At 64.5% G+C, this 26,467-nt stretch carries 24 protein-coding genes; 15 read left to right on the forward strand and 9 right to left on the reverse strand.

What is annotated here, in order from left to right; translation table 11 throughout:
* Positions 1-12: 12 nt before the first annotated feature.
* The 4 genes from JN280_RS13660 to JN280_RS13675 form a co-directional block, all read right to left on the reverse strand.
* Entirely contained in the window at positions 13-789 is a 777-nt protein-coding gene (locus tag JN280_RS13660) for an SDR family NAD(P)-dependent oxidoreductase (protein ID WP_202312867.1), read from the reverse strand.
* Positions 786-1,826, reverse strand: coding sequence for a phosphotransferase family protein (locus JN280_RS13665; RefSeq protein ID WP_202312868.1), 1,041 nt, complete (start codon positions 1,824-1,826; stop codon positions 786-788). The genes JN280_RS13660 and JN280_RS13665 overlap by 4 nt, the downstream gene beginning before the upstream one ends.
* Complete coding sequence (locus JN280_RS13670) at positions 1,823-2,296, reverse strand: MaoC family dehydratase (protein ID WP_202312869.1); 474 nt, start codon at positions 2,294-2,296, stop codon at positions 1,823-1,825. The genes JN280_RS13665 and JN280_RS13670 overlap by 4 nt, the downstream gene beginning before the upstream one ends.
* Positions 2,297-2,387: 91 nt before the next feature.
* On the reverse strand, positions 2,388-3,203 hold the full coding sequence (locus JN280_RS13675; RefSeq protein WP_202312870.1) for an SDR family oxidoreductase: 816 nt from the start codon (positions 3,201-3,203) through the stop codon (positions 2,388-2,390).
* 161 nt (positions 3,204-3,364) lie between these two features.
* Between JN280_RS13675 and JN280_RS13680 the strand changes: the two genes are divergently transcribed.
* The 10 genes from JN280_RS13680 (at position 3,365) to JN280_RS13725 (ending at position 14,191) form a co-directional block, all read left to right on the forward strand.
* A complete protein-coding gene (locus tag JN280_RS13680; protein WP_202312871.1) occupies positions 3,365-4,000 on the forward strand; it encodes a TetR/AcrR family transcriptional regulator in 636 nt (211 codons plus the stop codon).
* Between the two features lie 3 nt (positions 4,001-4,003).
* Positions 4,004-5,242, forward strand: a complete 1,239-nt coding sequence (locus tag JN280_RS13685; protein WP_202312872.1) for an acyl-CoA dehydrogenase family protein — start codon at positions 4,004-4,006, stop codon at positions 5,240-5,242.
* A gap of 7 nt (positions 5,243-5,249) precedes the next feature.
* Complete coding sequence (locus tag JN280_RS13690; RefSeq protein WP_202312874.1) at positions 5,250-6,218, forward strand: NADPH:quinone oxidoreductase family protein; 969 nt, start codon at positions 5,250-5,252, stop codon at positions 6,216-6,218.
* Between the two features lie 23 nt (positions 6,219-6,241).
* A complete protein-coding gene (locus tag JN280_RS13695) occupies positions 6,242-7,279 on the forward strand; it encodes a zinc-binding dehydrogenase (protein ID WP_202312876.1) in 1,038 nt (345 codons plus the stop codon).
* A gap of 170 nt (positions 7,280-7,449) precedes the next feature.
* Positions 7,450-8,325 (forward strand): branched-chain amino acid ABC transporter permease, encoded by an 876-nt coding sequence (locus tag JN280_RS13700; RefSeq protein ID WP_244743304.1) that lies wholly within the window; start codon positions 7,450-7,452, stop codon positions 8,323-8,325.
* Between the two features lie 4 nt (positions 8,326-8,329).
* Complete coding sequence (locus JN280_RS13705; protein WP_202312878.1) at positions 8,330-9,430, forward strand: branched-chain amino acid ABC transporter permease; 1,101 nt, start codon at positions 8,330-8,332, stop codon at positions 9,428-9,430.
* Positions 9,427-10,212, forward strand: a complete 786-nt coding sequence (locus JN280_RS13710; protein ID WP_202312880.1) for an ABC transporter ATP-binding protein — start codon at positions 9,427-9,429, stop codon at positions 10,210-10,212. The genes JN280_RS13705 and JN280_RS13710 overlap by 4 nt, the downstream gene beginning before the upstream one ends.
* Positions 10,213-10,226: 14 nt before the next feature.
* The gene (locus tag JN280_RS13715) at positions 10,227-11,021 is read left to right on the forward strand and encodes an ABC transporter ATP-binding protein (protein ID WP_446720845.1); all 795 of its coding nucleotides are present in this window, start codon (positions 10,227-10,229) and stop codon (positions 11,019-11,021) included.
* Positions 11,022-11,085: 64 nt separating this feature from the next.
* Positions 11,086-12,975, forward strand: a complete 1,890-nt coding sequence (locus JN280_RS13720) for an AMP-dependent synthetase/ligase (protein ID WP_244743306.1) — start codon at positions 11,086-11,088, stop codon at positions 12,973-12,975.
* Positions 12,976-13,027: 52 nt separating this feature from the next.
* A complete protein-coding gene (locus tag JN280_RS13725; RefSeq protein WP_202312884.1) occupies positions 13,028-14,191 on the forward strand; it encodes an ABC transporter substrate-binding protein in 1,164 nt (387 codons plus the stop codon).
* A 94-nt stretch (positions 14,192-14,285) separates the two neighbouring features.
* Here the strand turns inward: JN280_RS13725 and JN280_RS13730 are convergent, their stop codons facing one another.
* From JN280_RS13730 to JN280_RS13750, 5 genes are all read right to left on the reverse strand, one after another.
* Entirely contained in the window at positions 14,286-14,792 is a 507-nt protein-coding gene (locus JN280_RS13730; protein WP_202312886.1) for a GNAT family N-acetyltransferase, read from the reverse strand.
* The gene (locus JN280_RS13735) at positions 14,789-15,073 is read right to left on the reverse strand and encodes a type II toxin-antitoxin system TacA family antitoxin (RefSeq protein WP_202312888.1); all 285 of its coding nucleotides are present in this window, start codon (positions 15,071-15,073) and stop codon (positions 14,789-14,791) included. Before JN280_RS13735 ends, JN280_RS13730 begins: the two co-directional genes overlap by 4 nt.
* Positions 15,074-15,442: 369 nt before the next feature.
* On the reverse strand, positions 15,443-18,577 hold the full coding sequence (locus tag JN280_RS13740; RefSeq protein WP_202312889.1) for an efflux RND transporter permease subunit: 3,135 nt from the start codon (positions 18,575-18,577) through the stop codon (positions 15,443-15,445).
* A 14-nt stretch (positions 18,578-18,591) separates the two neighbouring features.
* On the reverse strand, positions 18,592-19,761 hold the full coding sequence (locus JN280_RS13745) for an efflux RND transporter periplasmic adaptor subunit (RefSeq protein WP_202312890.1): 1,170 nt from the start codon (positions 19,759-19,761) through the stop codon (positions 18,592-18,594).
* Positions 19,762-20,012: 251 nt separating this feature from the next.
* On the reverse strand, positions 20,013-20,840 hold the full coding sequence (locus tag JN280_RS13750) for a MurR/RpiR family transcriptional regulator (protein WP_202312891.1): 828 nt from the start codon (positions 20,838-20,840) through the stop codon (positions 20,013-20,015).
* A gap of 192 nt (positions 20,841-21,032) precedes the next feature.
* On the opposite strand from JN280_RS13750, the gene JN280_RS13755 reads away from it, so the two are divergent.
* The 5 genes from JN280_RS13755 (at position 21,033) to JN280_RS13775 (ending at position 26,374) form a co-directional block, all read left to right on the forward strand.
* The gene (locus JN280_RS13755; RefSeq protein WP_202312892.1) at positions 21,033-21,857 is read left to right on the forward strand and encodes an N-formylglutamate amidohydrolase; all 825 of its coding nucleotides are present in this window, start codon (positions 21,033-21,035) and stop codon (positions 21,855-21,857) included.
* 9 nt (positions 21,858-21,866) lie between these two features.
* Positions 21,867-22,379 carry a TRAP transporter small permease subunit gene (locus tag JN280_RS13760; protein WP_202312893.1) on the forward strand — a complete coding sequence of 171 codons (513 nt, stop codon included), beginning with the start codon at positions 21,867-21,869 and terminating at the stop codon, positions 22,377-22,379.
* Positions 22,376-23,701: a TRAP transporter large permease gene (locus tag JN280_RS13765; RefSeq protein WP_202312894.1), complete on the forward strand. Its 1,326-nt coding sequence runs from the start codon at positions 22,376-22,378 to the stop codon at positions 23,699-23,701. The genes JN280_RS13760 and JN280_RS13765 overlap by 4 nt, the downstream gene beginning before the upstream one ends.
* A gap of 119 nt (positions 23,702-23,820) precedes the next feature.
* Positions 23,821-24,885, forward strand: a complete 1,065-nt coding sequence (locus tag JN280_RS13770) for a TRAP transporter substrate-binding protein (protein ID WP_202312895.1) — start codon at positions 23,821-23,823, stop codon at positions 24,883-24,885.
* A gap of 118 nt (positions 24,886-25,003) precedes the next feature.
* Complete coding sequence (locus tag JN280_RS13775; RefSeq protein WP_202312896.1) at positions 25,004-26,374, forward strand: glutamine synthetase family protein; 1,371 nt, start codon at positions 25,004-25,006, stop codon at positions 26,372-26,374.
* Positions 26,375-26,467 lie beyond the last annotated feature (93 nt).

Raw genomic sequence — 26,467 nt, forward strand, 5'->3', positions numbered from 1 at the left:
GTGAACTCGACGTCAGATCGCCATGATGCCGCCGTCGACCGACAGCGTATGGCCGGTCATGAAGGAATTCTTCGGGTCGGCGGCGAACAGGATGACCTCGACCACCTCGTCGACCTCGGCGACACGCTTCATCGGCACGCCGCGCGTCAGCTCCGTATGGGCATCCTTCTCGTTGCCGCCCGCGAGCCTGACGAAATCGCCGACCATCTGGGTGCGGGCGAAAGACGGGCACACCGCGTTGACGCGAATGCCGCGGGTTGCATATTCCGACGCGGCCGAGCGCGTCAGGCCCACGACGCCGTGCTTGGCCGCGGCATAGACCGAGAGCCGCGCTGCGCCCGCCAGACCCGCGACCGAGGCGATGTTGACGATGGTGCCGCCTGCGCCCGTCGTGCGGAACTGCTTCTCCATGACCGGGATCTGATGCTTCATGGCGTAGAAGACGCCGAGCAGGTCGATCTCGATGATGCGCCTTGCCTCGTCGGACGGTACCTGCGGCAGCTTGACGAAGCTCTGGGCTATGCCGGCATTGTTGATCGCGATGTCGAGCTGGCCGAAGCGCTTGACGGCGAGTTCGACCAGGGCCTCGGAGAGGTCTTCCCGGGCGACATCGCCGGCGAGCGTGGCCGCCCCTCCCGGCAATCGCTCGGCCAGATCGTCGAGGGCCTTCGGATCAATGTCCGAAAGCACCAGCCTGGCGCCGTCGGCGGCAAGCCTTTCCGCCAGCCGACGGCCGAACCCGCCTGTCGCTCCGGTCACCAGAACGCTACGCCCCTCGAAACGACTCATGCCTGCTTGTCCCCGTCGATAGACTGCACGGCGAGCGCGGAGAGAAGTCTCACCGCTTCGCCATATGTCCGAGCCTTTTCGGGGTTCGAGGCATTCCCGTCAAGCGCCCGTTTGTAGACACCCTGGCAGATCGCTGCGAGACGAAAGAAAGAAAAGCACAAATAGAACGTCCAGTTCCTGATGCCGTCGATCTTGCGGCGTTCGCAATATCGCCCGACATAGGCCTCTTCGTCGGGTATGCCCAAGCTTGCCCGGTCGATGCCGGCAAGGCCACGGAAGCCGGACGAATGCGGCAGGCGCCATTGCATGCATTGATAGGCGATATCCGCATAGGGGTGGCCGAGCGTCGACAACTCCCAGTCGAGCACCGCGACTACCTGCGGCCGGTCGGGTGCGAAGATCATGTTGTCGAGCCGATAGTCGCCGTGGACGAGCGACACCAGGCCGTCATCTTCGGGCAGATGTTCTTCCAGCCAGGCGATCAGTCGATCCATGTCGGCGATCGCGTCCGTCTCGGAGGCGCGGTACTGACTGGTCCAGCGGCCGAGCTGGCGTTCGAAATAGCTGCCCGGCTTGCCGAAATCGGCGAGGCCGGCGGCCTCGATATCGACATCGTGCAGCGCCGCCAGGGTGCCGTTCATCGCGTCGTAGATCGCGGCGCGCTCGGTATTGTCGGCCGCTTCGGGCAGGGCGGGATCCCAGAGGATGCGGCCTTCGACGAAGGCCATGACGTAGAACATGCGGCCGATCGGCGAGTCTTCCCCGGAAAGATGCAGCACAGGCGGCACCGGCACGGCTGTCGCCGCCAGGGCCTTCATGACCCGGAACTCCCGGTCGACCTGGTGGGCGGATTTGAGCAGCGCGCCCGGCGGCTTGGCCCGCAGCACATAGCGTCCGCTGCGGGCGGTCAGGAGATAGGTCGGGTTGGACTGGCCCGAACTGAACTTCTCGATGTTCTGCAGTCCCGAAAAGCCCGGTATGTGGGCTTCGAGATAGGGGGCCAAGGCCGCCTGGTCGAGCGCGTTCGGATCACTCATGTTTCCTCGGGCTCCAGCTTGGTCAGCGTCAGCCAGCGCGCGGTGAGCGCCGGCTTCGGCGAATTCTCGATCTCGATGGTCACGTCGTAGTCGATATGCACCCATCCCGAGGGGCGCGCATTCACATTGGCCAGCACGAAGCGGGTCCTGATCCGGGCGCCCGACTTCACCGGGGTGATGAAGCGGATCTTGTCGAAGCCGTGATTGATGCCCACGCCCGCCCCTTCGAGCGGCGGCAAGGTCTCGAAGGTCATGGCGGAGAGCAGCGACAACGACAGGAAGCCGTGGGCGATGGTACCACCGAACGGCGTTTCCCTGATAGCGCGCTCGGGGTCGACATGGATGAACTGGTGATCGTCGGTCGCATCGGCGAACTGGTCGATCATCTGCTGGCTGACGACGCGCCAGGGCGAGAGGCCGATCTCCTTGCCCTGGTTGGCCACGAGTTCGTCGAAACTAACGGTCTTCAAGCTTTTCTCTTCCCGCCATAACGCCGGCGCGGGCCTCAGGAATCCGCTCGGATGCGTGGCGGCATGGCGGAAGCTTGAAGTCCATCACCGGTCATTCCTTGAACAGCGTCATTCCATGCTGGACGGACTGGCCGCCGTCGATCGGAACAATCGCGCCGGTCACGTAGCTGCCGGCGCGGCTGCACAGATACAGCGTCGCGCCGGCAATGTCATCCGGCGCGCCGATCCTGCCGATCGGGACATGCCCGCCGATCCTTGCCGCCTGATCGTCCGTAGCCGTGGCGAAGGCCGTCATGCGGCTCTGGAATGGACCGGGAGCGAAGGCGTTGACCGTGATGCGCCGCGCCGCGAGCTCATTGGCCAGGGTGCGCGTGAGATGATGCACCGCAGCCTTCGAGGCGGTGTAGGAGTAGGCGTCGTCGGCGAGCGGCTGCGTGCCCATGACCGAGCCGAGATTGATCACCCGCGCGGGGTCGCGGTCGCTCGCCGCCTTGTCGAGCAGCGGCAGCAGTTCCCGCGTCAGGTGGAATAGGCCCGTGACATTGACGTTCAGCACCTTGGCCCAGGCGTGGTAGGGGAAGGTTGCTAGCGGCTCGCCCCAGGACACGCCGGCATTGTTGATGAGGATGTTCAGCCGATCCGTCCTGCGCTTCACCTCCTCGACCAGCGCCGCGATGCCCGCTTCAGTGCCGACGTCTCCGGCAAATCCCATGGCCTTGCCCGCTGCGCCCAGCGCGTTGAGCTCGTCGGCGACGCGTTCGCAGTCGCCGCCCTTGCGCGATGCGATCATCACATCGGCGCCCGCCTTGACCAGGGCCGTCGCCGCCATGCGACCGATGCCGGTTGCAGCGCCCGTCACCAGCGCGGTCTTGCCCGAGACCGAAAAGAGTTCGTCCAGATATGACATCGATCCTCCTCGCCTGCTGTTTTTTCCGGACGCCCGTTGCGGCCGCGTTGACAACATACCGGGTAGTATGTTCATCATTTGATTGTCCGTAAAGACCCCCGGAGGCCGCGAGGCGGCGATATGGGGGCGGGCGGTGAACGGCGAGGGAGGATTCGAGCCGCATGACGCTCAGCGTCAGGGAGCATATCCAGGACAGCGCACGCGCCGACATCCTTTGGGCGGCGGCGAACTGCTTCATGGAGCATGGCTACAACGCCACTTCCATCGATGACGTCGCGCGCAGCCTCGGCGCCACCAAAGGCCGGATCTATCACTATTATCCATCGAAGGCCGACCTGTTCGCCGATGTCTACCGCACCGGCATGGACATGAACTACGCTGCCGTCGAACCCTACAGGAACCTTCCCCTCGGCCCGCTCGAGAAGTGGATCAAGATGGCGAATGCCCATGTCAACCAGATGGTCGCGACCCGGCAGTTCCAGCGGGCGGTCTGGGAAGGGGTGGAACTGCATCTGCGCGGCGCCACCACGCCGCATCAGCGCGAGGTCCTGGGCGCGCTACTGCAATACCGGACCGACTACGGCCGCATCTTCCGGGAGATTCTTGCCGAAGGACGCGAGGCCGGGGTCTTTCGTTTCGAGAACATCAGCATTGCCAACCAGATCATGTTCATAACCCTGAACTCGCCGATCTTCTGGTACACGCCGCGTCCCGGCGAGACCGAGGAGGATGTTGCGGCGATCGTTCGGCAAATCGTGACTTTCGCGCTGCGCGGCCTCGGCGCCAAGGAGGACTGAACGATGTCGGAGATGAATCTCGGCATGACGGAACGGCTGAAGCCGATCCATGAACGAGTGAGTCGCATGGTCCGAGAGGAGATCATGCCGCTCGACGAGGAATTCCTGGCCGAAGTCGGCAAGGGCGGAGACCGCTGGGCCTTCACGCCGCGCCAGACGGAGATCCTCGAAGGGCTGAAGGCGAAAGCCCGCGAGCGCGGCCTGTGGAATTTCTGGCTGACCGATTCGGAACGGGGATACGGGCTCACCACCGTCGAATATGCCTATCTCGCCGAGGAGATGGGCAAGGCCCATCTCGGCGCGGAAGTGTTCAACTGCTCCGCACCCGACACCGGCAACATGGAAGTCTTCGAGCGCTACGGCAGCGCCGAGCACAAGGAGAAGTGGCTGAAGCCGCTGCTCGAGGGCAAGATCCGCTCGGCCTTCCTGATGACCGAGCCCGATGTCGCCTCCTCCGACGCAACCAACATCTCGATGCGTTGCGAACGCGACGGCGACGACTATGTGCTGAACGGTGAGAAATGGTGGTCGTCGGGCGCAGGCGATCCGCGCTGCGCCATCTATATCGTCATGGTGCGCACCGCGCATGACGGGCCGAAGCACAGGCAGCATTCAATGATCCTGGTGCCGTCGGACACGAAAGGCATCACCAGGCTGCGTGCCATGAGGGTCTATGGCGACGACGATGCGCCGCATGGTCATCTGCATTTGCGCTTCGAGAATGTGCGTGTTCCGGCCGGGAACCTGCTGGTCGGCGAGGGAAGGGGCTTCGAGATTTCGCAGGGCCGGCTCGGGCCCGGCCGCATCCATCACTGCATGCGCGCCATCGGCCAGGCCGAAATGGCGCTGGAGCAGATGTGCCGCCGCTCCATGCGGCGCGAGGCTTTCGGCAAGCCGCTGGCGCAACTCGGCGCCAACTACGACATCATCGCCGAATGCCGCATGGAGATCGAAATGGCCCGGCTGCTCTGCCTGAAGGCGGCCTGGATGATGGACCAGGGCGACAGGGCGGCGGCCGCGCCGTGGATCAGCCAGATCAAGGTCGTGGCGCCACGCATGGCTCTGAAGGTCACCGACGAGGCGGTCCAGATGTTCGGCGCGCAGGGCATCAGCCAGGATACGCCGCTGGCGCGGTCGTGGACGCATCTTCGCACGCTGCGCCTGGCCGACGGGCCGGATGCGGTGCACCGCCGCCAGGTGGCGCGCGAGGAGTTGCGCAAATACACGCAGGAAAAGGTTTGAGGCTGAGATGAAGGCGATCGTCGCCCGCGAATATGGACCGGTCGAGAAGCTCGACTATGCCGACTGGCCGGAGCCCGAAGCCAAGGGCTCGACAGTGGTGATCGCCGCCGATGCGATCGGGGTCAACTTTCCCGACGGCCTGCTGGTCCAGGGTCTCTACCAGATGAAGCCGGCGCTGCCCTTCGTGCCCGGCATGGAAGTTGCTGGGACCGTCACCGCAATCGGCCCCGACGTCCGGTCGGTGAAGCCGGGAGACCGCGTTGCGGCGCTTTCCTCCATCGGCGCCTATGCCGAGAAGGTGGGTGCGCCCGAGGCCACGGTAATGAAGCTGCCGACGGGGCTTTCCAGCGAGGACGCCTGCGCGTTGATGTGCGGGTACGGAACGTCGCACCATGCGTTGAAGCAGCGCGCCAGGCTTCGGCCCGGCGAGACCCTTTGCGTGCTTGGCGCGTCTGGCGTCACCGGCATCGCCGCCGTGCAGATCGGCAAGATCATGGGCGCGACGGTCATCGGCGTCGCCTCTTCGGAAGAAAAGCGCGCGACGGCGCAGCAGGCCGGCGCCGACATCGTCATCGGCTATGAGAACCTGAAGGAGCGGCTCAAGGAAGTGACCGGGGGCAAGGGCGTCGATGTTGCCTTCGATCCGGTCGGCGGAGCCGCCTTCGACGGGCTTTCGCGCTCCATGGCCTGGGACGGCAGGCTGCTCGTTATCGGTTTCGCCTCCGGTACGATCCCTCAATTCCCTGTCAACCTGGCCCTGGTCAAGGGCTTCAGCATCGTCGGCGTGTTCTGGGGCGCCTTCACCCAGAAGGAGCCGAAGACCTATACGGAAAACATGCAGGAACTGATCGGCTGGTATCTCGCCGGCAAGGTCAAGCCGGTGATCGAGGGGACCTATCCGCTGTCCGGCGCGTCCGATGTCCTGAAGCGCGTGCTCGGCCGCGGGGCGGTCGGCAAGCTGATCCTCAAGCCTTGAACTCTGTCCAGCGGGGTCCGATGATGGCCATTCCCTCGGAAATGAAAGCGCTCCTCCTGAAGGGCGACGGCTACGCGGCGGTTCCCTCCGGCACCGTCCTGGAGGCCATGGAGCCTTATGTCGAATATGGCACGATCGCCGTTCCGTCGCCCGGGCCGAAGCAGCTTCTGATCAAGGTGAGCCTCGCCTCGATCAATCCCTCCGACGTCATGTTCTTAAAGGGCATGTACGGCCAGCCGCGCCTCAAGGGCCAGCCGGCCGGTTTCGAGGGCGTCGGCACGGTCGTGGCGGCGGGAGCCGATCCCCTGGCGCAGAGCCTTGCGGGCAAGCGGGTCGCCTTTGCGACGGGGCTCAGCAACTGGGGGAGTTGGGCCGACTATGCGGTCGCAGACGCCGCCGCCTGCATCCCGCTGATCGATACGGTGCGCGACGCCGACGGCGCGGCGATGATCGTCAATCCGCTCACCGCGATCGCCATGTTCGGCATCGTGCGTGAGGAGGGCGAGAAGGCCTTCGTCCTGACCGCCGGGGCAAGCCAGCTCTCCAAGCTCATCATGGGCGTGGCCAGGGATGAAGGCTTCCGTCCGATCGCGATCGTGCGGCGCGACGACCAGATCCCGCTTCTGAAGGACGCCGGCGCCACCCATGTGCTCAATGCCGAAGCGGCCGACTTCCAGACGGCGCTGCGCGAGGTGATGAAGGCCGAGCAGCCCCGCGTTTTCCTCGACGCCGTGACCGGGCCGCTCGCCTCGGCAATCTTCGATGCCATGCCCAAGCGCTCGCGCTGGATCATCTACGGACGGCTCGATCCCGACGCCACCGTCATCCGCGAGCCCGGCCATCTCATCTTCCAGCACAAGCGGATCGAAGGCTTCTGGCTCACCGAATGGATGCGCGGCTCGGCCGAGCGCCGTGTGGCTGCCGTGGTGGAGGCCCAGAAGCGGTTCTCCGACGGCCGCTGGAAGACGGACGTGACGGCCGTGGTGCCGCTTGCCGACGCCGTGGCACGGGTTCCGGGCGAACTCGCCAAGCCGAACGGAAAGGTGTTCATCGCGCCGTGACCGGCGCATCGAGGATAGAGACTTTCGTCACAGCAGGGAACGTCGCCAAAGCACCATAAGTCGTATGAAATCGTCGGTTGCCCGCGGGAACGGGTAGCCTATAGTCGGGACGAAGCGCGGCGCAAAAGATCGCGCAAGTACCGGGACGCAAATATCGGGAGGAGAACGTCTTGGACGTATTGCAGCTCATTGTCAGCGGCTTGGCCAATGGTTGTGTCTATGGTCTAATCGCGCTCGGCTTCGTGCTGATCTACAAGGCAACCGAAGCGGTGAACTTCGCCCAGGGCGATTTCATGATGCTCGGCGCCTTCATCACGTTGGGTCTCACCAATTCCGAATTCATGGGCCTGCCCTTCTGGCTGTCGGTTCCGATCGCGATTCTCCTCATGGGCATGTTCGGCTACCTGCTCGACATGCTGGTGCTGAGGCGCATGTTCGGCCAGTCGCAGATCGCCGTGATCATGCTGACCATCGCACTCGGCTTCGTGCTGCGGTTCGCCGCGGGCCTGATCTGGGGCCATGAACCGAAATCGCTGGAATCGCCGATCGCCGGCGTCGACGTCCGCCTCGGCGGGCTGGTGCTCGGGCTGGACGAGGTGGCGGTCATCCTCGTCACTGTGCTCTTGACGATCGTGCTCTATTTCTACTTCAACGCCACCAAGCTCGGCATCGCCATGCAGGCGGCATCGCAGAACCAGCTCGCGGCCTACTACATGGGCATCCCCGTCAAGCGCGTGCATTCGCTGATCTGGGCGCTGGCCGGAGCCGTGGCGGCGATCGCCGGCGTGCTGTTCGCCTCCAAGGGCTCGATCGACCCGTCCACCGGATTGCTCGGTATCAAGGCTTTCGCGGCGGCCGTGATCGGCGGTTTCGGCAGCCTGCCCGGGGCGCTGCTCGGCGGAATCATCGTGGGGCTGATCGAACCCTTCGCCTCCTATTATATCGCCGCAGGCTACTCGCAGATCATGCCCTATCTGCTGCTCTTCCTGATCCTCGTCTTCCGGCCGCACGGAATCCTCGCCCAGGTCCACAGGAAGAAGGTCTGAAGCCATGCGGACAGTCTTCAAGACCTCCTACGACGCCGACATCAACCTCTTCAGGCACGGACAGCAGGCGGCCTGGTATCTGGGCCTGCTGGTTCTTTCGATCGTGCTGCCGTTCCTGCTCGGCACCTTCTGGCTGGGCGAGATCACCAATGTGCTGATCTGGGCGATCGCCGGCATGGGACTGATGATCCTGGTCGGCCATACGGGACAGGCGAGCCTCGGCCATTCGGCCTTCCTGGCGGTGGGCTGCTACGCAAATGTCCTGCTGCAGGATCCCGTCGGTCTTCCCTTCATCCTGTCCTTCCCGCTGGCAGGGCTGATCGCCGGCCTGGCCGGCGCGCTGATCGCGATGCCGATGAGCCGGCTGCACGGCATTTATCTCGGCATCGGCACGCTGGCGCTCGCCATCCTCACCGACGACCTGATCGTGATAGCGGAGCCGCTGACCAACGGGGTCGTCGGCCTCATTCCGCCCACCATCTCGATCTTCGGCGTGGAGATCGACCGCTACGCGACGCCCGACCGTTTCTACTGGCTGGTGCTGGTGGTGACCGTGCTCGTCGTGCTGGTCTATCGCAACCTGCTGCGAACGCCGCTCGGCCGCTCGTTCTCGGCGGTGCGCGATTCGGAGGTCTCCGCCGGCGCCATGGGCGTCAACGTCGCCAGGACCAAGGCCGTCTCCTTCGGCATCTCCACGGCGATCACGGGTCTCGCCGGTGCGCTGATGGGCCATTTCGCGGGCATCTTCAACAACGAGACCTTCAATCTCATCATCTCGATCCAGCTCCTCCTGATGATCGTCATCGGCGGGCTCGGCTCCATCCACGGCGCCTTCTTCGGCGCTGTCGTGGTCGCGCTCCTGCCGCAGGCGATCGCGATTTCGCGCGACATGGTCGGCAATCTCTTCGGGGGCGGCACCGTCGCCATACCGGGCCTGGAATCGGCCATCTTCGGCGCCCTGCTCATCCTATTCATCCTGTTCGAGCCGATGGGCATCTATGGCCGGTGGGTCAAGATCCGGACCTATTTCGAACTGTTCCCCTTCTATCGCCGCGACATGTTCCGTCGCCAGAAGAGCTATCTGAAAACGGAGCGCATGCGATGAGCCTGCTCGAAATCGACAACGTCACGCTTCGCTTCGGCGGGGTCACCGCCGTCAACAAAGTGTCCTTTTCGGTCGAGGAGGGCGAGGTCTTCGCGCTGGTCGGGCCGAACGGCGCCGGCAAGTCGACCTTGTTCAACCTGATCTCGCGCTTCTACGATCCGGTCGAGGGCGACATACGTTTTGCCGGCGAGAGCATCCTGCAGCGCGCTCCGCACGAAATGGCAGGCCTCGGCATCGCCCGCACCTTCCAGAACATCGAGTTGTTCGAGCAGGCGACGGTGCTTCAGAACCTTCTGGTCGGCCGGCACCGGCATCGCAAGGGCAATCTCGTCAGCGAACTGGCGTTCACGCCTTTCGTGCGCCAGGAAGAGCGCAGGCACCGCGAGGCCGTCGAGAAGGTCATCGATTTCCTCGACCTGCAGGCCTATCGCGAGAAGCATATCGCCGGCCTTCCCTATGGCGTGCGCAAGGTGGTCGAGATGGGCAGGGCGCTCGCCATCGAGCCGCGGCTGCTGCTGCTGGACGAGCCGGCCTCGGGCCTCTCGGTCGAGGAGACGCTCGACGTCGCCTTCTGGATCGAAGACATCAAGCGGGAGATGGGCATCACCGTCCTGATGGTCGAGCACGACATGCATCTCGTTTCCTCCGTCTCCGACCGCGTGCTGGCGCTCGCCGACGGCAAGGCGCTGGCGCTCGGTTCGGCCTTCGAGGTGCAGAACGACCCCAAGGTGATCGAGGCCTATATCGGCGTTTCCGATCAGGAGAAGAGGGCTGTGGCATGACGGCGGCGCTGCAGATGGTCCATTCCACGCCATCCGAGAAGGCGGTCGTGCTGTCGGTCAAGAACCTCGAGAGCTTCTACGGGCCGATCATGGCGATCCGCGGCGTCAGCCTCGACGTCCGCGCCGGCCAGATCGTCACCGTGCTGGGCGCCAACGGGGCCGGCAAGACGACCCTGCTGAAGACGATCTCCGGCGTGATGAACCCGCAAAAGGGCCAGATCCTCTATGGCGGCGGCGACATCGCCGGCCAGGAGCCGGACCGGGTCGTGCGGGCCGGCATCGTCCATGTGCCTGAAGGCCGCGAGGTCTTTCCCCTGCTCACCGTGGAGGAAAACCTCAGGATGGGCGCCTTCACGCGCTCCGACGCGGACGGCGTGCGGCGCGACGAGGAGATGGTCTATTCCTATTTCCCGATCCTCGCGGAGCGGCGGCGCCAGGCGGCGGGCACGCTGTCCGGCGGCCAGCAGCAGATGCTGGCCATCGGCCGCGGGCTCATGGGCGATCCCAGGGTGATGCTGCTCGACGAGCCGAGCCTCGGATTGTCGCCGCTGCTCGTGAAGGAGATCTTCTCCATCGTGCGCCGGCTCAATCGGGAGCAAGGCGTCACCATGATGCTGGTCGAGCAGAATGCGCGCGTGGCGCTGGAGGTGGCCGACTACGGCTACGTCATGGAACTCGGCCGCATCGTCATGGCCGACACCGCGCCGCGCCTGCTGGAATCGAAGGACATCCAGGAATTCTACCTGGGCGTCCAGGAAGAGACGCAGCGCGGCCAGAAGCGCTGGAAGCAGAGGAAGACCTGGCGATGACCCCCCGCGGAGGCCGGGCGAAGGGGCATCTCAAGGCCGATGACACATACGGGAGGACATGCGCATGACCATTGCCGCCAACATGCCGCCCCAGACGGTCGTGGATGGGCACAGCATCAATGCCGACCTCACCAAAGGTCCCTATTTCTTCGACGGCGCGGACACGCTGGTGAAACTCTTCCGGGCGCGCTGCCAGGAACTCGGCGCCAAGGTCGCGCATCGCGAGAAGGATTACGGGATCTGGCTCTCCTACAGCTGGACCGATTTCTACGAGCATGCGCGGCTGATCGGGCTTGGCCTCGTCGCGCTCGGGCTGAAGCGCGGCGAAGTCGTGTCGATCCTGTCGGAGGACAACAAGGAATGGGTCTATGCCGATCTCGGAACCCAGTCCGTGGGCGGCATCGTTTCCGGTGTCTACACCACCGACTCCGCCACCCAGCTCAAATATCTGATCAACGATTCCGACAGCCGCTTCCTGCTGGTCGAGAATGACGAGCAGCTCGACAAATATCTCTCCATCAAGAACGAGGTGCCGGGGCTCGCCCGTGTCATCGTCTTCGACCGGGAGGGGCTGCACAGCTTCTCCGACGAGAAGGTGATCTTCCTGGACGACCTCTACCGGATCGGACGCGACTTCCTGAAGGAGAACCCGCAGCGCTTCGAGGAGGAGATCGCGCGGTCGCAGCCCAAGGAAACGGCGATTCTCGTCTATACTTCGGGCACCACCGGGCCGCCCAAAGGCGCCATGATCTCCCACGGCAACATCATGTGCTCGATCGCCGGCTCGCTGCTGACGCTGCCGGTGAAGGATACCGAGGAGCAGGTCTGTTTCCTGCCGCTCTGCCATATTCTCGAAAGGCTGATCACCGTCTTCATCCCGATAGGATTGAAGTCGACGGTCAATTTCGCCGAGAGCCCGGAGACGGTGTTCGACAATCTGCGCGAGGTGAGCCCGCATGTCTTCACCGCCGTGCCGCGCGTCTGGGAGAAAGTCTATTCGCGCGTCGCCATCATGGCCGGGGAAGCGACGCCGCTCGGCCGTTGGGCCTATCGCCAGGCCATCGCCGCCGGCATGAAGCGAGGCGAATATCTGGAGGAGAAGAAGGCGGTGCCGCTCGGCGTCGCCGCCTCCTATGCGTTCTGGGACTTCGTGGTGTTGAACAACATGCGGCGCATGCTCGGCCTCGACCGGTTGCGGCGCGGAACCACAGGGGCAGCCCCGATTTCGCCCGACCTGCTCAGATGGTACCGGGCGATCGGCGTGACGCTGCTCGAGGGATACGGCATGACCGAGAGTTCCGGCGTCATCTCGCTCAACCTGATCGAGGACGCCAAGACCGGAACGGTGGGCAAGGTGGTGCCGGGCGGCGAGATGAGGATCGCACCCGACGGCGAGATCCTGTACCGGGGCGGCAATGTCTTCCAGGGCTACTGGAACAAGCCCGACAAGACCGCCGAGACGATTGCCGAGGGCGGCTGGCTGCGCACCGGCGATCTCGGGCGGATCGACAACGAGGGCTTCCTCACCATCACCGGCCGCGCCAAGGACATCATCATCACCGCCGGCGGCAAGAACATCACGCCGGCAGAGATCGAGAACCGGCTGAAATTCTCGCCCTACATTTCCGATGCGGTGGTCATCGGCGACAAGCGCAAATTCCTGAGCGCCCTGGTGATGATCGACCAGGAGAACGTCGAGAAATTCGCGCAGGACAGGCGGGTGCCGTTCAGCGACTTCAGGTCGCTCTGCGCGGCGAGCGAGGTGCGCGACCTGATCGCGGGCGTCGTCGCCGAGACCAATCGGGATTTCGCCCGGGTCGAGCAGATCAAGGATTTCCGGCTGATCGACGTGCTGCTCACCGCCGAGGACGAGGAACTGACCGCGACGATGAAGCTGAAGCGCAGCTTCGTCGAGAAGAAGCACAAGAAGCTTATCGACGAGATGTACGGCTAGGCACGACCCTGCCGTCATGCTGGGAACTGAAACACCACGGAGGAGACTTGCAATGAAATCGGCATTCAAGAAATCGATCCTGGCGCTGGGCCTCGCCGCCGGAATGGCGTCGGCTGCCTATGCGCAGCAGGGGGTCAGCGACACCGAAGTCGTCATCGGCTCGAACGGCGATCTCTCGGGCGTCTTCGCGCCGTTCAACGTCCAGGCTATCAAGGCCGCGCAGCAGTATTTCGACGAGGTCAACGCGGCGGGCGGCGTCCACGGACGCAAGATCAAGTTCATCGTCGAGGATCACGGCTACCAGGTGCCCAAGGCGGTCCAGAACTTCAACAAGCTGGTGAACTCCGACAAGGTGTTCGCGATGATCCTCAATCTCGGTACGCCGCACAACATAGCCGGCTTCAAGATGATGGAGCCGGCCAAGGTCGCCAACATCTCGCCGCTCACCGCCGCGCGCCAGATGGTCGAAGGCGACATCACCTACAAATATACCGGGCTTTCCTCCTACTACGATCAGCTCAAGGCCGGCATCGAGTTCCTGGCGAAGGAAACCGGCGCCAAGGAGGTCTGCGCCATGTATTTCCCGTCCGACTTCGGGCTCGAAGTCTATGAAGGAACCAAGGAAAAAGCCGAAGAGCTCGGGCTGAAATTCGCCGCCGAGACGACCCATAAGCCGGACGACCAGGATTTCGTGGGTTCGCTCACCAAGCTGCGCGAAGCCGGCTGCGATATCGTCGCGACTGCCGTCGGCGTGCGCCAGACGATCGTCATCCTGGGCACCGCCAAGAAGCTTGGCTGGAACGATGTGGCCTTCATCGGCTCGTCGGCCGGCTTCAATACGGCCGTCGCCAAGGTGCCGGGCGGCGTGACGGAGGGCTACTACGCCGCCGCCGGATGGTCGGACCTGGAGAACCGGCTGGACAGCAACGAGGAGCTCAAGAAATGGGCCGAAGGCTACAAGGCCGCCTTCAACGAGGACCCGGGCACGGCGGCCCAGCTCGGCCGCGCGGCAGCGGTCACTTTGGTCAACGGGCTCGAGGCGGCCGGCAAGGACCTGACGCCGGAGAGCTTCCAGAAGGGTATGGAAACGCTGGAATATGACGACCCGATCCTGAACGCCCATATCAAATACGGGCCGAACGACCACCAGGGCGGTGACGCCATATTCATCTCGAAGATAGAGGGCGGCGTATGGAAGGAAGTCGGCCAGGAATAGTTTTCGGCGAGACGACGTGGGCGCCGCTCCGACCTGGTCGGGGCGGCGTCGTGTCCCTGGATTTCTGCGAGCATCAGCGCCGTTGCCAGCCCGTTCACGTTGACACCAAGCTCAACGCTGTCGCCACGGGCAGGTAGAGCGTACGCGGCCGTTCGATCAAAGGCATGAAGCCGAAGGTCGCATAGAAGGATGCTGCCTCGTCATCGATGGCGTCTGCGAAGATGGCATGCGCTCCGATGGACGAAGTCGCGACAGTCCTGATGGCGTCGAACAGCAAGGCTTCCCCCAGTCCCTGCCCGGCATAGTCACCATGCCGGCCGAGCCAACCGATCAGGACGGCCGGAACGGATGGATAGCGCGGCAGCCTCTTCGCCAGCGGCTCAGGAACGTTATTCAGAGGCACGTTGCTGGAGGACAGGGTGTAAAAACCGGCTACCCGGTCTGTCGTGATTTCTCTGGCGACGAAACAGGTCGCGTATTTGCGCTTCACGTCCTGCGACACGACCTCACGGAAATATGCATCGATCCGGTCGTTGCCGCAGGAAAAGTCCGCGCGCCTGTGTTTCTTCTCCAGCGGCTCGATGACAAAGCGTGCGCTCACCGGCGTTCGATCAACTCCCCGTGACGCTTCGCGGCACGGGCCAGCCGCTCATTCGGCTTGGATGGATTGATCAGCGCTTCGGCGAAGCGGATTTGGTCGGCGCGTGCGAGACGCATGATTTCGGCATCCTCGACAACGCGCCGGGCGTCCTCGCCTGCGGTGGCGATGAGATAGCCGGTCAGGGTCATACCGCGCAGGCGAGCGGCGCGCTGCATCTGGTCATAGACATGGGTTGGGATACGCGCTTCCAGCCGTGCGGTGTCGGATTCAGGCTTAGGCATGATTAACTCCTTCCCCGAAGAGATACGGCAAATTGCCGTAGATTCCAAGGGCCTCCAAAACGAGCCTGGATGGCAGGTGTTCAACAAATATCCGGCATGAGCCATACGCCCGCCCGACCTCACGCGGCGTCCCACCGCAGAGCCGCTCGCTGCGGCGCTGTCAAGGATACGCTCGCGAGCGGCTTCGCTATCGTCGAGCCGCGCCACTTCCCAGGACGCGGCCGAATCCCGGTTCGTGCCTGGCAGAAACAGGGCCTTGTGCAGGAGTGGTCCAATGAAAGACAGAGACGAGCTATCGTTGGACCTCAGTCGCCGTATCGATGCATTGATCGGGCGCCCCATTCGCAAAGGGCCGAAAGCGCAGTCTCGCTATTCCGCCGGCTCGATATTGGTGTAGGCGGCTTCCTCCAGTTCGCGCTTCAGCCGGGCCTCTTCCTCCACCTTCGGCGTGACGAAGCGGCCGAGCAGCAAATAGGCGACCGGGGTCAGGAACAGGGTGGACGCCGCCGCAAGGCCCAGCCCGCCGACGATGACCCAGCCGAGCGCGATGCGGGCTTCCGCGCCGGCGCCGCTCGCCAGCACCAGCGGCAGCCCGCCAAGGATGGTGCAGATCATGGTCATCATGACCGGGCGCAGCCGGATGTTCGACGCCTCCTCGATCGCCTGCCGCACGCCGAGGCCGCGGTCGCGCAACTGATTGGCGAATTCGACGATCAGGATGCCGTTCTTGGCCATGACCCCGACCAGCAGAACGAGGCCGATCTGGCTGTAGGCGTTGAGGCTGGTGCCGGTGAGGAGGAGCGCGAAGACCGCGCAGGCGAGCCCGAGCGGCACGGTCGCCATGATGATGATGGCGCTGATGAAGCTCTCGAACTGCGCGGCCAGCACCAACAGGATGATCACCAGCGCGAAGCCGAAAACGGCCACCATGCTGCCCGTGGTCTCGCCGAGCGTCGCGGCCTCGGCGAGCGGGATGATGCGGTTGCCCGGCGGCAGCAGCGGGGCGGCGATCTCTTCCGCCCGTGTCAGTGCGCTGCCCAGCGCGAAATCGTCGCGCAGGCCCGACGTGATGCCGACGGCGCGCATCTGCTGCTCGCGCGACAGGGACGGCGGCACGGCGCGCTCGGTCAGCGTGGCGATCGTCGACATCGGCACGAAGCGTCCGTCTCCGGTCTTGAGGAAGATGTTCTCGAGATCGGTCGGATCGTTGACCGGATTGGTGGTCGATACCAGCTTCACCGGGTAGCTGCGGTCGTTGATGAAGACGTCGACGATCTCGCGGCCGTCGAGCATCGACTGGACCGCCTGGGCGAGACCGGTGATGTTGATGCCGAGGTCGGAGGCGCGCTCACGATCGACCTCGACGGCGAGCTGCGGCTGGGTGGCGTCGGTGGTGAGGCGCGGCTGCTGGAAGCGCGGATCCTTCTCCATCTCGGCGACGATCCTGGCCGCAGTCTCGCCCAGCTCCGCGTAGTTGTTGCCGACGACGGCGAATTGCAGGCCGCTGCCGGCGCCGCGAATGCCGAGGCTGTTCGGTCGCAGCGCAAAGACCCGGATGCCGGGGATCTGCCGCGTAAGCTGGTTGACCTCGGCCACGATCTCCTGCTGGGTCCGGTGACGCTGGTCCCAGGGCGTGAGCGCCATCACCATGAAGCCGCTGCTGGCCGAGCCGCCGGAGCCGGCAAAGGCGAAGGTGGCCTGGATCTCTCCGGCCTCGCGCATCGGCCGGATCAGGTCCTCGATCTGCTGTATCTGCTGAGTCGTGTAGTCGAGACTGACCCCTTGCGGCGCCGATATGCGCATGAGCACGAGCGAACGATCCTCGCTGGGCGTCAGCTCCTGGCGGATCGTGCCGAAAAGAGCGAATGCCGTGGCCGCGAAGAGCACCGAAACCACAATGACGATCATGGGCGCGTCGAGGCAGGCATGGAGCGCGTGGCGGTAGAGCTTGGCGAGCGCACTGCCGACGCGCATGCCGAAGCCCCGACGAGGGGTCCCTTCATGTGCGGCGGCCGCGACCAGCATGCGCGAAGCGAGCATCGGGCAGAGCGACAGGGCCACGACGGAGGAAAGCAGCACCGAAATCGCCAGCACGAAGCCGAACTCGCGGAACAGCCCGCCGGTCTGGCCGGGCAGGAACGAGAGCGGCACGAAGACGGCGGCAAGCGTCGCGGTGGTGGCGACCACGGCGAAGAAGACCTCCTTCGTACCGAGCACCGCTGCCGCGCGCGGGCCCATGCCTTCGTTGCGCCGTCGCACGATGTTCTCCAGCACCACGATCGCGTCGTCGACGACGAGGCCTGTCGCCAGCACCAGCGCGAGCAGGGTCAGGATGTTGATCGAAAAGCCGGCGACCCAGATCGCCGCGATCGTGCCGATCAAGGCCACCGGCATGGCGAGGCCCGGGATCAGCGTCGCCCGCCAGTCGAGCAGGAAGATGTAGATGACCAGGAGCACGATGGTGACCGACAGGCCGAGCGCGATCTCGACCTCGTGGATCGCGCCCTCGACGAAGACGGCATCGTCGCTGGTCACCTTCAGCGTCATCCCGTCGGGAAGCGTCTTCTGGATATCGTCCACGGCGGCGCGCACGCCCTCGGAGATATCCAGCGTGTTCGACTGCGCCTGGCGGATGATGCTGAGACCGATGCCCGGCTTGGTGTCGGATCGCAGCGAAGTCAGGTAGATGTCGCCGCCCAGCGTCACGGTCGCGACGTCGGCGATCCTGGTCCTGTCGTTGACGAAGATGTTCTCGAATTCCTCGGGGGTGGTCACGTCGGCGCTCGCCCGCACGATGATGTCCTGGTCGGACGTGGTGATCGAGCCGGCCGGCGTGTCGAAGGCGAGCGAGGCGAGCGCGCTGCTCAGATCCGCGATCGTCAGGCCGAGGCTCGCCATCTTCTTCTGATCGATGTCGACGCGGAATATCTTCTCGCGGTCGCCGAAGACCTGAACGTCGGCGACGCCGGTCACGGCGGCCAGCGTATCGGCGATCTGGTCCTCGACAAGGACCGTCATGTCCTCCAGCGGCATGGTGTCGGAGGTGAGCGCCAGGCGCATGACCGGATCGGCGTTGGCGTCGGCCTTGACGATGCGCGGGGGATCGATGTTGTCGGGCAACTGGTTCTGCACGCGCGACACGGCATCGCGCGCATCCGAGGCGGCCACGTCGAGATCGACCTCGTCGCCGAACTCCACCGTCACCCGGCTGCGCCCGAAGGACGAGCTCGACGAGATCGACTTCACGCCGGTAATGCGCGCCACCGCGCCCTCGACGACGTCGGTCACCTCGCGGTCCATCGTCTCGGCGGCCGCACCGGTGAAATCGGTCGAGATCGTGATGACGGGCCTGTCGACATCAGGCAGCTCGCGGATCTCGACCCCGTAGAAAGCCGCCAGCCCGGCCACGGCGATAAGGGCGTTGATGACGAAGGCCAGGACGGGCCGACGTACGAAAAGGGCTGTGAGGCCGGTTTCGCTGCCGTCGTTGTGGGATTTCGTCATTCGTCGCCCTCGGGTCAGCCGCCGGTCAGGGCGGGGGCCGAATCGGCTTGCGCGCCGGGAGCGCGGCGGTCCGCCACCATCACCTCGCTGCCCTCCCGCACATTCTGCACGCCTTCGGTGACGATGATGTCGCCGGCACGGATCGCGGCTTCGACGAGCACGCTTTCCGAGTTGCGCTGCACGATGCGGACAGGCACGCGCCTGGCCCTGCCGTCCTCGATCGTCCAGATGAAGGCGCCGTCGCTGCCCCATTGGATGGAAAGCGGGCTGACGGAGGGGTATTCGTCACCAGGGAAGCGCATCGCCACCTGGAAGGACATGCCGGCTCTCAGCGTGTCATCCGGGTTGGGCAGGTCGGCACGCACCAGAAGCGTGCGGCTCGCCTCGTCGAGGCGGTTGTCGACGGCCGCGACCGTGCCTTCGATGACCACGCTCGGGCGCGCAATCGGCGAGGCCGTCACCGGCGCGCCGACCTTGATCGCGGTCACGTATCGCTCGGGCACCCAGAAATCCACCTGAATGGTCGAGCGGTCGTCGATGGTTGCGATCGGCGTCTGGGTCGTGACGTAGTTGCCGACCTCGACCGGCAGGATGCCGATGATGCCTGAAATGGGCGCTTCGATCGAGCGGCGCTCGAGCGCCAGCTCGGCATCGCGCACCGCCAGTTCGGCATTGCGCTGCGCCACCTCGGCATCGGCGAGCTGTACGGCCGTCGCGGTGTTGGAGGTGCGCAGCGTCTTCATGCGAGCGAGTTTCGCCTGGGCATCGTCGAGCGCGATCTTCGCGCGGTCGAGCACGATCTCCTCGGCGTTGGAATCGAGTCTGGCGATGACGTCGCCCGCCCGAACCAATGTGCCGGCTGTGACGGCGATCTCGGTCAGGCGGCCGGAGGTGAAGGGATTGACGGTGACGGAGGCGCGGGCGCGGCCCGTGCCGATCGCCTGCAGCCTGTCGTTTATCCTGGCCACGACGACCGGCGCGGTCACGACGTTGGGAGCCGCGCCGCCGCCACGCTGCCCGCCATTGTCGCCCGCCGGCTTCGCCGTATTTTGCGTCGCCGCGATCGCCCAGTCGATCCCCCACCGTGCCAGCACTTCGTCTGCGCCGGGGAAGAACTTCAGCCAGGCGAGGGCGGCCGCCGCCAGCAGCACAAGGGAAAAGGCGATCTGTTTCCAGACGGACATCAATCACTCCGGCGCGGCATCTGGCCCGCGGCTTGGGCCGTCGCGTCGTCCGATAGCGGAAGCGTAGGCCGGACCGGTCGATCGCACGCCCTTATGGCAATTCTCCGACGCCTGCGCATCCAGTTTATCATTAAATATCGGTAAGGTATGCAGCCGTCTTCGCGGCCGGCCGCACCGGGCCGAATCGGACGCGCCGCCTCGCGGCCGGGCGGCCCGAATCGAGGCCAGGCCTGCCTTCCGTCGCTGCCAGCTCAGCGAAGGTCCTCCATCTCGCGGATGCGCCTGGCGCTGTCCTGTTCGAGCGCGCGGGTCAATTCGCCGATCAGGGTTTCCGCGAAGACGAAGAGGGCGGCCGAGGAATCCCAGGCCGAGGGCACGGCCGTGCGGCCGGCGACGACATGGCGGGAGAAACGGGCGATCGGCGAAAGCCACTGGTCGGTGAACAGGATGATCTGAGCGCCCCGCTGATGTGCCTTCTCGGCCAGGCGGACGAGGCTGTCCTGATAGCGGCGTATGTCGAAGATCAGCATCACGTCGCGCCTGCCCATGTCGATCAGCCGGTCGCGCCAATTGCTTTCCTGGCCGGCCAGATGAAACACGTTCGGCCGGATGATCGTCAGATGCGCCGCCATGTAGCGGGCGATCGGATCGGTGAAGCGGCCGCCGACAAGGAAGACCTTGGAGCGACGTTCGGCGAGCAGGGCGACCATCTCGTCGACCTGCCTTCGGGACACGTGGCGGAAGGTCTCGCGGATGTTCTCCAGCGTGGCCTCCACCACCGGCGTCGCGCCGCGATGCCCGACGGGTTCCGGCGCGGTCGTGCGCGATGCCGGCGACTGCAGCTGCGCCGCCAGTTCGTCCGTCAGCGCAGACTGGAACTCCGGATAATTCTGGAAGCCGAGCCGGGCCACGAAACGCAGGATGGTGGGCGAGGAAACGCCCGCCTGGGCCGAGAAATCGGCGACCGTCTTCAAGCCGATCATCGGATAGTTGGCGACCAGCGCCTGGGCAGCACGCCGCTCCCCGGTCGGCATGGCGTCGATGCGGTCGGCGATCAGCTCCGCGATGCTTGCCGCCATGTCCCCGTCTCCTCCCATCTGCCGGGGAGACGGCCCTGCCGGGCTCTCCCTCGCTCGTTCTGTCCCACGGCTTCGCCAGAAGGCCTCAAAAGGCGTTTGACAAAGCGCGGCAAACTGTATGAAATCATCCGTGAAGGCGCAATGCTCTCTAATGTGTAACAAACGTTACGGCGTCGAGGGGAATGGGAGCGGATGGGAAACAGGCGGCTTGCCGAGGAAGTCTCGGAGTCCGTAACGGTCACGAACAGGGGTGGCCGGTCTCCGTTCGTCCTCCTCTGCGACCATGCCTCCAACGCCCTGCCTGCGGAGTTCGGAACGCTCGGCCTCGCCGCCCCCGATCTCGATCGCCACATCGCCTGGGATCCGGGCGCCGCGCCCGTGGCATCGCGGATGGCGGAGGCCCTCGATGCCGAGCTGATTTCCTCGCGTGTGTCGCGGCTGGTGATCGACTGCAACCGCCCGCTCGACGCACCCGATCTCATCCCGGCGGTAAGCGAGACCACGACCATTCCCGACAACCAGGCGCTGTCGGCATCGGCGCGGGCGCGCCGCATCGCGCTGGCCTATGATCCCTACCATGCCGCGATCGACGACGTTGTGTCGCGCCGGCTCGCGGCGGGGCGGGAGACCATGCTCGTCTCGGTTCATTCCTTCACCCCAGTCTACAGGGGGGTGTCCCGGCCGTGGCATATCGGCATCATCCACGATGCGGATCGTCGGCTGGCAGCGCCGCTGATCGAGGCGCTTTCGGCGTTGCGCGGCGTGACCGTGGGCGTCAACGAGCCTTACTCCCCGGCCGACCGGGTCTATTTCACGCTGGAGCGCCATGCGCGATCGCGCGGCCTGCCATGCGCGATGATCGAAATCCGCAACGACGAGATTTCGGCTCCGGCCGGACAGCGGAAGTGGGCGGATCTCCTGAGCGGCCTCCTCGCGCAAAGCGCGAGCGAAGCGCGCATTCCTGCCGGGCAGGGCCTGTCACATCGTGTCGGGTCCGACGCCCAAACGGGTGAATAGGAGGGGACCTTGCCCAAGGCGACTGTGCTGTTCGTCCGCTATGTCGATGCCATGAACGCCTGGATCGGGCGTTTCGCCATGCATCTCCTGTTCGTCATGGCCGCGATACTCCTGACGTCGACGCTTTCGCGCGTCTTCTTCGGCGTGCCGATCAACTGGGCGCTGGAGATGTCGCAATTCCTGCTTTCCGCCTACTACCTGCTGGGTGGCGCCTACACGATGCAACTCGACCAGCATGTGCGGATGGATCTGTTCTATGCGCGCTTGACGGCGCGCAGGCGGGCCTTGACCGACGCCATGACCATTCTCTTCGTGATCTTCTATCTGGCGGTGCTGTTCGGCGGCGGCTTGTCCAGCACCAACTACGCAATCGTCTATGGCCAGAAGAACTATTCCGCCTGGGCCCCGCCGCTGTGGCCCATCAAGACGATCATGACCTTCGGCGTCTTCCTGATGCTCCTGCAGGCCGTCTCGGCCTTCTTCAAGGACATAGCCATTGCTCGTGGAAGGCCGATCGAATGAGTTCGGAAGCCATCACGCTTTTCATGTTCGGCACCATGATGGTGCTGCTCTTCACAGGACAGCGCGTCTTCGGCGTGATCGGTTTCGTCGGCTCGGCGGCCGCATTGCTGCTGTGGGGGCAGGGCTCGTTCGAGATGCCCTTCAACGCGTCCTTTCAGGTGCTCAACTGGTATCCGCTGATCACCGTGCCCTTTTTCATCTTCATGGGGTACATGCTGTCGGAATCTGGCATTGCCGGCGATCTGTACCGGCTGTTCCATGTATGGTTCGGGTCGGTGCGCGGGGGACTGGCGCTGGGAACGATCGGCCTCATGGTGCTGATCGCAGCGCTCAACGGCCTGTCGGTCGCCGGCATGGCGATCGGCGCCACCATCGCCATGCCGCAGTTGCTGCGGCATGGCTACGACAAGGTGATGGTGACCGGCGTCATCCAGGCAGGCAGCTCGCTCGGCATCCTCATCCCTCCGAGCGTCGTTCTCGTGCTGTTCGCCATGATCGCCCGTTTGCCCGTGCTCGACCTGTGGCTGGCAGGTGTCGGGCCGGGACTGCTGATGGCCGTCATCTTCGGCGCCTATGTCTATCTGCGCTGCCTCATACAGCCTGAGATCGGACCCGCGCTGCCGGCGGAGGAACGGGCCCACATCACCCGGGCCGAAAAACTCGCCCTGCTGCGCGAAGGCCTGCTGCCGCTGGCGATCTTCGGCATCATGATGGGCCTGTTCATGACCGGCGTGACGAGCCTCGTGGAGAGTTCCGCGGTCGGAGCGGCGCTCGCGACCGGGGCGGCCTACTGGGCGGGCAACCTGAACTGGAAGGTGTTCGAACGCTGCACCCGCAACACCCTGACCATAAGCTGCATGTTCTTGTGGATCATCCTGGGGGCGCTGTGCTTCAGTTCGGTCTATGACGGGCTCGGCGCGGTGAAGGCGGTCAAGGCGCTGCTCATCGACACCTGGGACCTCAGCCCGTGGATGGTGCTGACGCTGATGCTGGCTTCGTTCCTCGTCATGGGCGCATTCCTCGACGACACGGCGATGCTCGTGATCGTTGCGCCGCTCTATATTCCGCTGGTCCGAAGCCTCGGATTCGATCCGATCTGGTTCGGCGTGCTCTATACGATCACCTGCCAGATCGCCTACATCACGCCGCCCTTCGGCTACAATCTGTTTCTCATGCGCGCGCTGGCGCCGCCCGAGATTTCGCTCATGGACATCTACCGTTCGATCGTCCCGTTCTTCTTCCTGATGGTGCTGGCGCTGGTCACGATCATGGTCTTTCCGCAGATCGCCCTGTGGCTCCCCGGCCTCTATTCCGGACGATGACGGCCGCAGCAGCAACGAGAAAAGCAGGCTGACACCAGAAGGAAGGAGAACGTCACAGGGGAGAATTCCGGCCGGCAGCGGCGCATAATCCGATCCAAGAGCAATGGGAGAATCGTGACATGAAAGACAGGAACACGCTGAGCAAACGGGACTTCCTCAGGAGGTCCGTGCTGACGACGGCCGGCGCCGTCGGCGCCACGACGCTGGCTGCCCCCTATGTGAAGGCGCAAAGCCCGATCAAATGGCGGCTTCAGACCTATGCCGGCGCGGCGCTGGCGGAGCACGTCGTCAAGAACTCGATCGACGCCTTCAACAAGGCGGCCAACGGCGAGATGACGATCGAGCTCTACACGTCCGATCAACTGGTGCCCCAGGGCGAACTTTTCCGCGCAGTGCAGTCCGGAACGATCGATGCGGCGCAGAGCGACGACGATTCCGCCGCCGCACCGGTCGATGTCGCTGTGTTCGGCGCCTATTTCCCCTTCGCCAGCCGCTACAGCCTCGATGTTCCGGCGCTCTGGCACTGGCATGGGCTGAAGGAGATCTGGGAGGAGGCCTATGCTGAGGTTCCGGGCGTCACATGGCTGTCCACCGGCTCCTGGGATCCGTGCAACTTCGCGACCACGAAGCCGATCCGCTCGCTGGAGGACCTCAAGGGGTTGCGCGTCTACACCTTCCCGACGGGCGGGCGCTTCATGTCCCGCTTCGGCGTCGTTCCGGTGACGCTGCCCTATGAAGACGTGCAGCCGGCGATGCAAACCGGCGAACTCGACGGCGTCTGCTGGTCCGGCATCACCGAGGTTCACACGGTCGGCTGGTCGGAGGCGACGAAATACTACCTCACCAACCCGATCTCGGGAGCTTGGGCGGGATCCTATTTCGTCAATACCGAAAAGTGGAACGCGCTGCCCCCGCACCTGCAGCAACTCTACCTCATGTGCATCGACAACTCGCACTATTACAGGCTGCACTGGTACTGGGCCGGCGAGGCGAACTATCGCATAAACGGCAAGCTCGAACTGACCACCATCCCGGATGCGGAGTGGAAGCAGGTGGAGGACGAGGCGCTGAAGTTCTGGGATGAGATTGCAGCACAGAGCCCCCGCAGCGCGAAAGTGGTCCAGATCCTGAAAGACTACCGCGAAGCGATGACGAAGGCCGGTCCGCCGTACCGCTATAGCTGATCGGGATTGAACGAACCATCCGACAGACAAGCAGATCTGGCCGCGTCCGCGGCCGGACTTCCCTATGACGAGCAATCGCTCGACCTGAAAAGGCCAGCATGGCCGGAGTATGAATAGAATGGCCGGAAATTCCTCGTTCGATCAGTTGAAGACAGCGGTCGCCGCAGGCGAAATCGACACGGTTCTCGCCTGTGCCGTCGACATGCAGGGCCGCCTCATCGGCAAGCGTTTCCTGGCAAAGTTCTTCGTCGAATCCGCCTATGACGAGACGCATGGCTGCAACTACCTCCTGGCCAACGACATCGATATGGAGCCGGTGCCGGGCTACAAGGCGGCAAGCTGGTCGAAAGGCTATGGCGACTTCGTGATGAAGCCCGACCTGGCCACGCTGCGCCATATCCCCTGGCTGGAAAAGACCGCGCTGGTGCTGTGCGACGTCGAGGACCATCACAATCACGGCGACCTGGCGCACTCGCCGCGCGCGATGTTGCGCAAGCAGGTGGCCAGGCTGCAGGAGCGCGGCTATCTCGCTTATTTCGCTTCCGAGCTCGAATTCTATCTCTTCAGCGAGAGCTACGATACGGCACGCGCCAAGCACTGGCAGAACCTCGACACCGCCTCGCCCTATATCGGCGACTATCTGATCGGCATCACCACCAAGGAGGAGGACGTGATGCGCCGGCTGCGCAACGAGATGGAGGTGGCCGGTATCCCGATCGAGAACTCCAAGGGCGAATGGGGGCCTGGCCAGGAAGAGATCAATGTGCGCTATGCCGAGGCGCTGGAGATGGCGGACCGGCATGTCATCCTGAAGAACGGCGCCAAGGAGATCGCCTCCCAGATGGGCAAGTCGATCAGCTTCATGGCGAAATACAATTACGGGCTGGCCGGCAATTCGAGCCACATCCACAATTCGCTGTGGAGCGCCGACGGCAAGACCCCGCTCTTCTTCGACAGGCAAGGCGACTGGACGCTGAGCGAACTCGGCCGGCAATGGGCGGCGGGCCAGCTCAAATACGCCAAGGAGTTCACCTGGTTCCTGGCGCCCTACATCAATTCCTACAAGCGCTTCCAGGCCGGCACCTTCGCGCCGACCAAGATCATGTGGAGCGAGGACAATCGCACGGCCGGCTTCCGCCTGTGCGGGGAGGGGACAAAGGGCATCCGCATGGAGTGCCGCATCGGCGGCGCCGATCTCAACCCCTATCTCGCCTTCTCCGCGCTGATCGCGGCAGGACTTGCCGGCATCGACGAGAAGCTGGAGCTGCAGCCCCCCTTCGTCGGCGACGCCTATCAGGCGAGCCAATTGCCGGAGATCCCCAAGACGCTCCGCGACGCCACCGAGACCATGGCCAGGTCGGAGATGCTGAAGCAGGCCTTCGGCGAGGAGGTGATCGAGCATTATGTGCATACGGCGCGATGGGAACAGTTCGAATATGATCGCCGCATCACCGATTGGGAGCTGCACCGGGGCTTCGAACGGTATTAGAACCGTCGGACTCTTAAGCCGGCATCGATTTCCAACGCGGTCGATGCGGGGCGGGCGGCCACCGCGATCCGCTTCCTCCGTGAGGCGCGCGGC

The organism is Mesorhizobium sp. L-8-10 (assembly GCF_016756635.1).
Lineage (GTDB): Bacteria > Pseudomonadota > Alphaproteobacteria > Rhizobiales > Rhizobiaceae.

Bases quoted from the DNA above. Each gene is read 5' to 3' on its own strand.
- JN280_RS13660 (WP_202312867.1), bottom strand. From the start codon at position 789: ATGAGTCGTTTCGAGGGGCGTAGCGTTCTGGTGACCGGAGCGACAGGC.
- JN280_RS13740 (WP_202312889.1), bottom strand. From the start codon at position 18,577: ATGACGAAATCCCACAACGACGGCAGCGAAACCGGCCTCACAGCCCTT.
- JN280_RS13725 (WP_202312884.1), top strand. From the start codon at position 13,028: ATGAAATCGGCATTCAAGAAATCGATCCTGGCGCTGGGCCTCGCCGCC.
- JN280_RS13665 (WP_202312868.1), bottom strand. From the start codon at position 1,826: ATGAGTGATCCGAACGCGCTCGACCAGGCGGCCTTGGCCCCCTATCTC.
- JN280_RS13765 (WP_202312894.1), top strand. From the start codon at position 22,376: ATGAGTTCGGAAGCCATCACGCTTTTCATGTTCGGCACCATGATGGTG.
- JN280_RS13680 (WP_202312871.1), top strand. From the start codon at position 3,365: ATGACGCTCAGCGTCAGGGAGCATATCCAGGACAGCGCACGCGCCGAC.
- JN280_RS13735 (WP_202312888.1), bottom strand. From the start codon at position 15,073: ATGCCTAAGCCTGAATCCGACACCGCACGGCTGGAAGCGCGTATCCCA.
- JN280_RS13720 (WP_244743306.1), top strand. From the start codon at position 11,086: ATGACCATTGCCGCCAACATGCCGCCCCAGACGGTCGTGGATGGGCAC.
- JN280_RS13675 (WP_202312870.1), bottom strand. From the start codon at position 3,203: ATGTCATATCTGGACGAACTCTTTTCGGTCTCGGGCAAGACCGCGCTG.
- JN280_RS13755 (WP_202312892.1), top strand. From the start codon at position 21,033: ATGGGAAACAGGCGGCTTGCCGAGGAAGTCTCGGAGTCCGTAACGGTC.
- JN280_RS13685 (WP_202312872.1), top strand. From the start codon at position 4,004: ATGTCGGAGATGAATCTCGGCATGACGGAACGGCTGAAGCCGATCCAT.
- JN280_RS13705 (WP_202312878.1), top strand. From the start codon at position 8,330: ATGCGGACAGTCTTCAAGACCTCCTACGACGCCGACATCAACCTCTTC.
- JN280_RS13690 (WP_202312874.1), top strand. From the start codon at position 5,250: ATGAAGGCGATCGTCGCCCGCGAATATGGACCGGTCGAGAAGCTCGAC.
- JN280_RS13770 (WP_202312895.1), top strand. From the start codon at position 23,821: ATGAAAGACAGGAACACGCTGAGCAAACGGGACTTCCTCAGGAGGTCC.
- JN280_RS13775 (WP_202312896.1), top strand. From the start codon at position 25,004: ATGGCCGGAAATTCCTCGTTCGATCAGTTGAAGACAGCGGTCGCCGCA.
- JN280_RS13695 (WP_202312876.1), top strand. From the start codon at position 6,242: ATGGCCATTCCCTCGGAAATGAAAGCGCTCCTCCTGAAGGGCGACGGC.
- JN280_RS13715 (WP_446720845.1), top strand. From the start codon at position 10,227: ATGGTCCATTCCACGCCATCCGAGAAGGCGGTCGTGCTGTCGGTCAAG.
- JN280_RS13710 (WP_202312880.1), top strand. From the start codon at position 9,427: ATGAGCCTGCTCGAAATCGACAACGTCACGCTTCGCTTCGGCGGGGTC.
- JN280_RS13750 (WP_202312891.1), bottom strand. From the start codon at position 20,840: ATGGCGGCAAGCATCGCGGAGCTGATCGCCGACCGCATCGACGCCATG.
- JN280_RS13745 (WP_202312890.1), bottom strand. From the start codon at position 19,761: ATGTCCGTCTGGAAACAGATCGCCTTTTCCCTTGTGCTGCTGGCGGCG.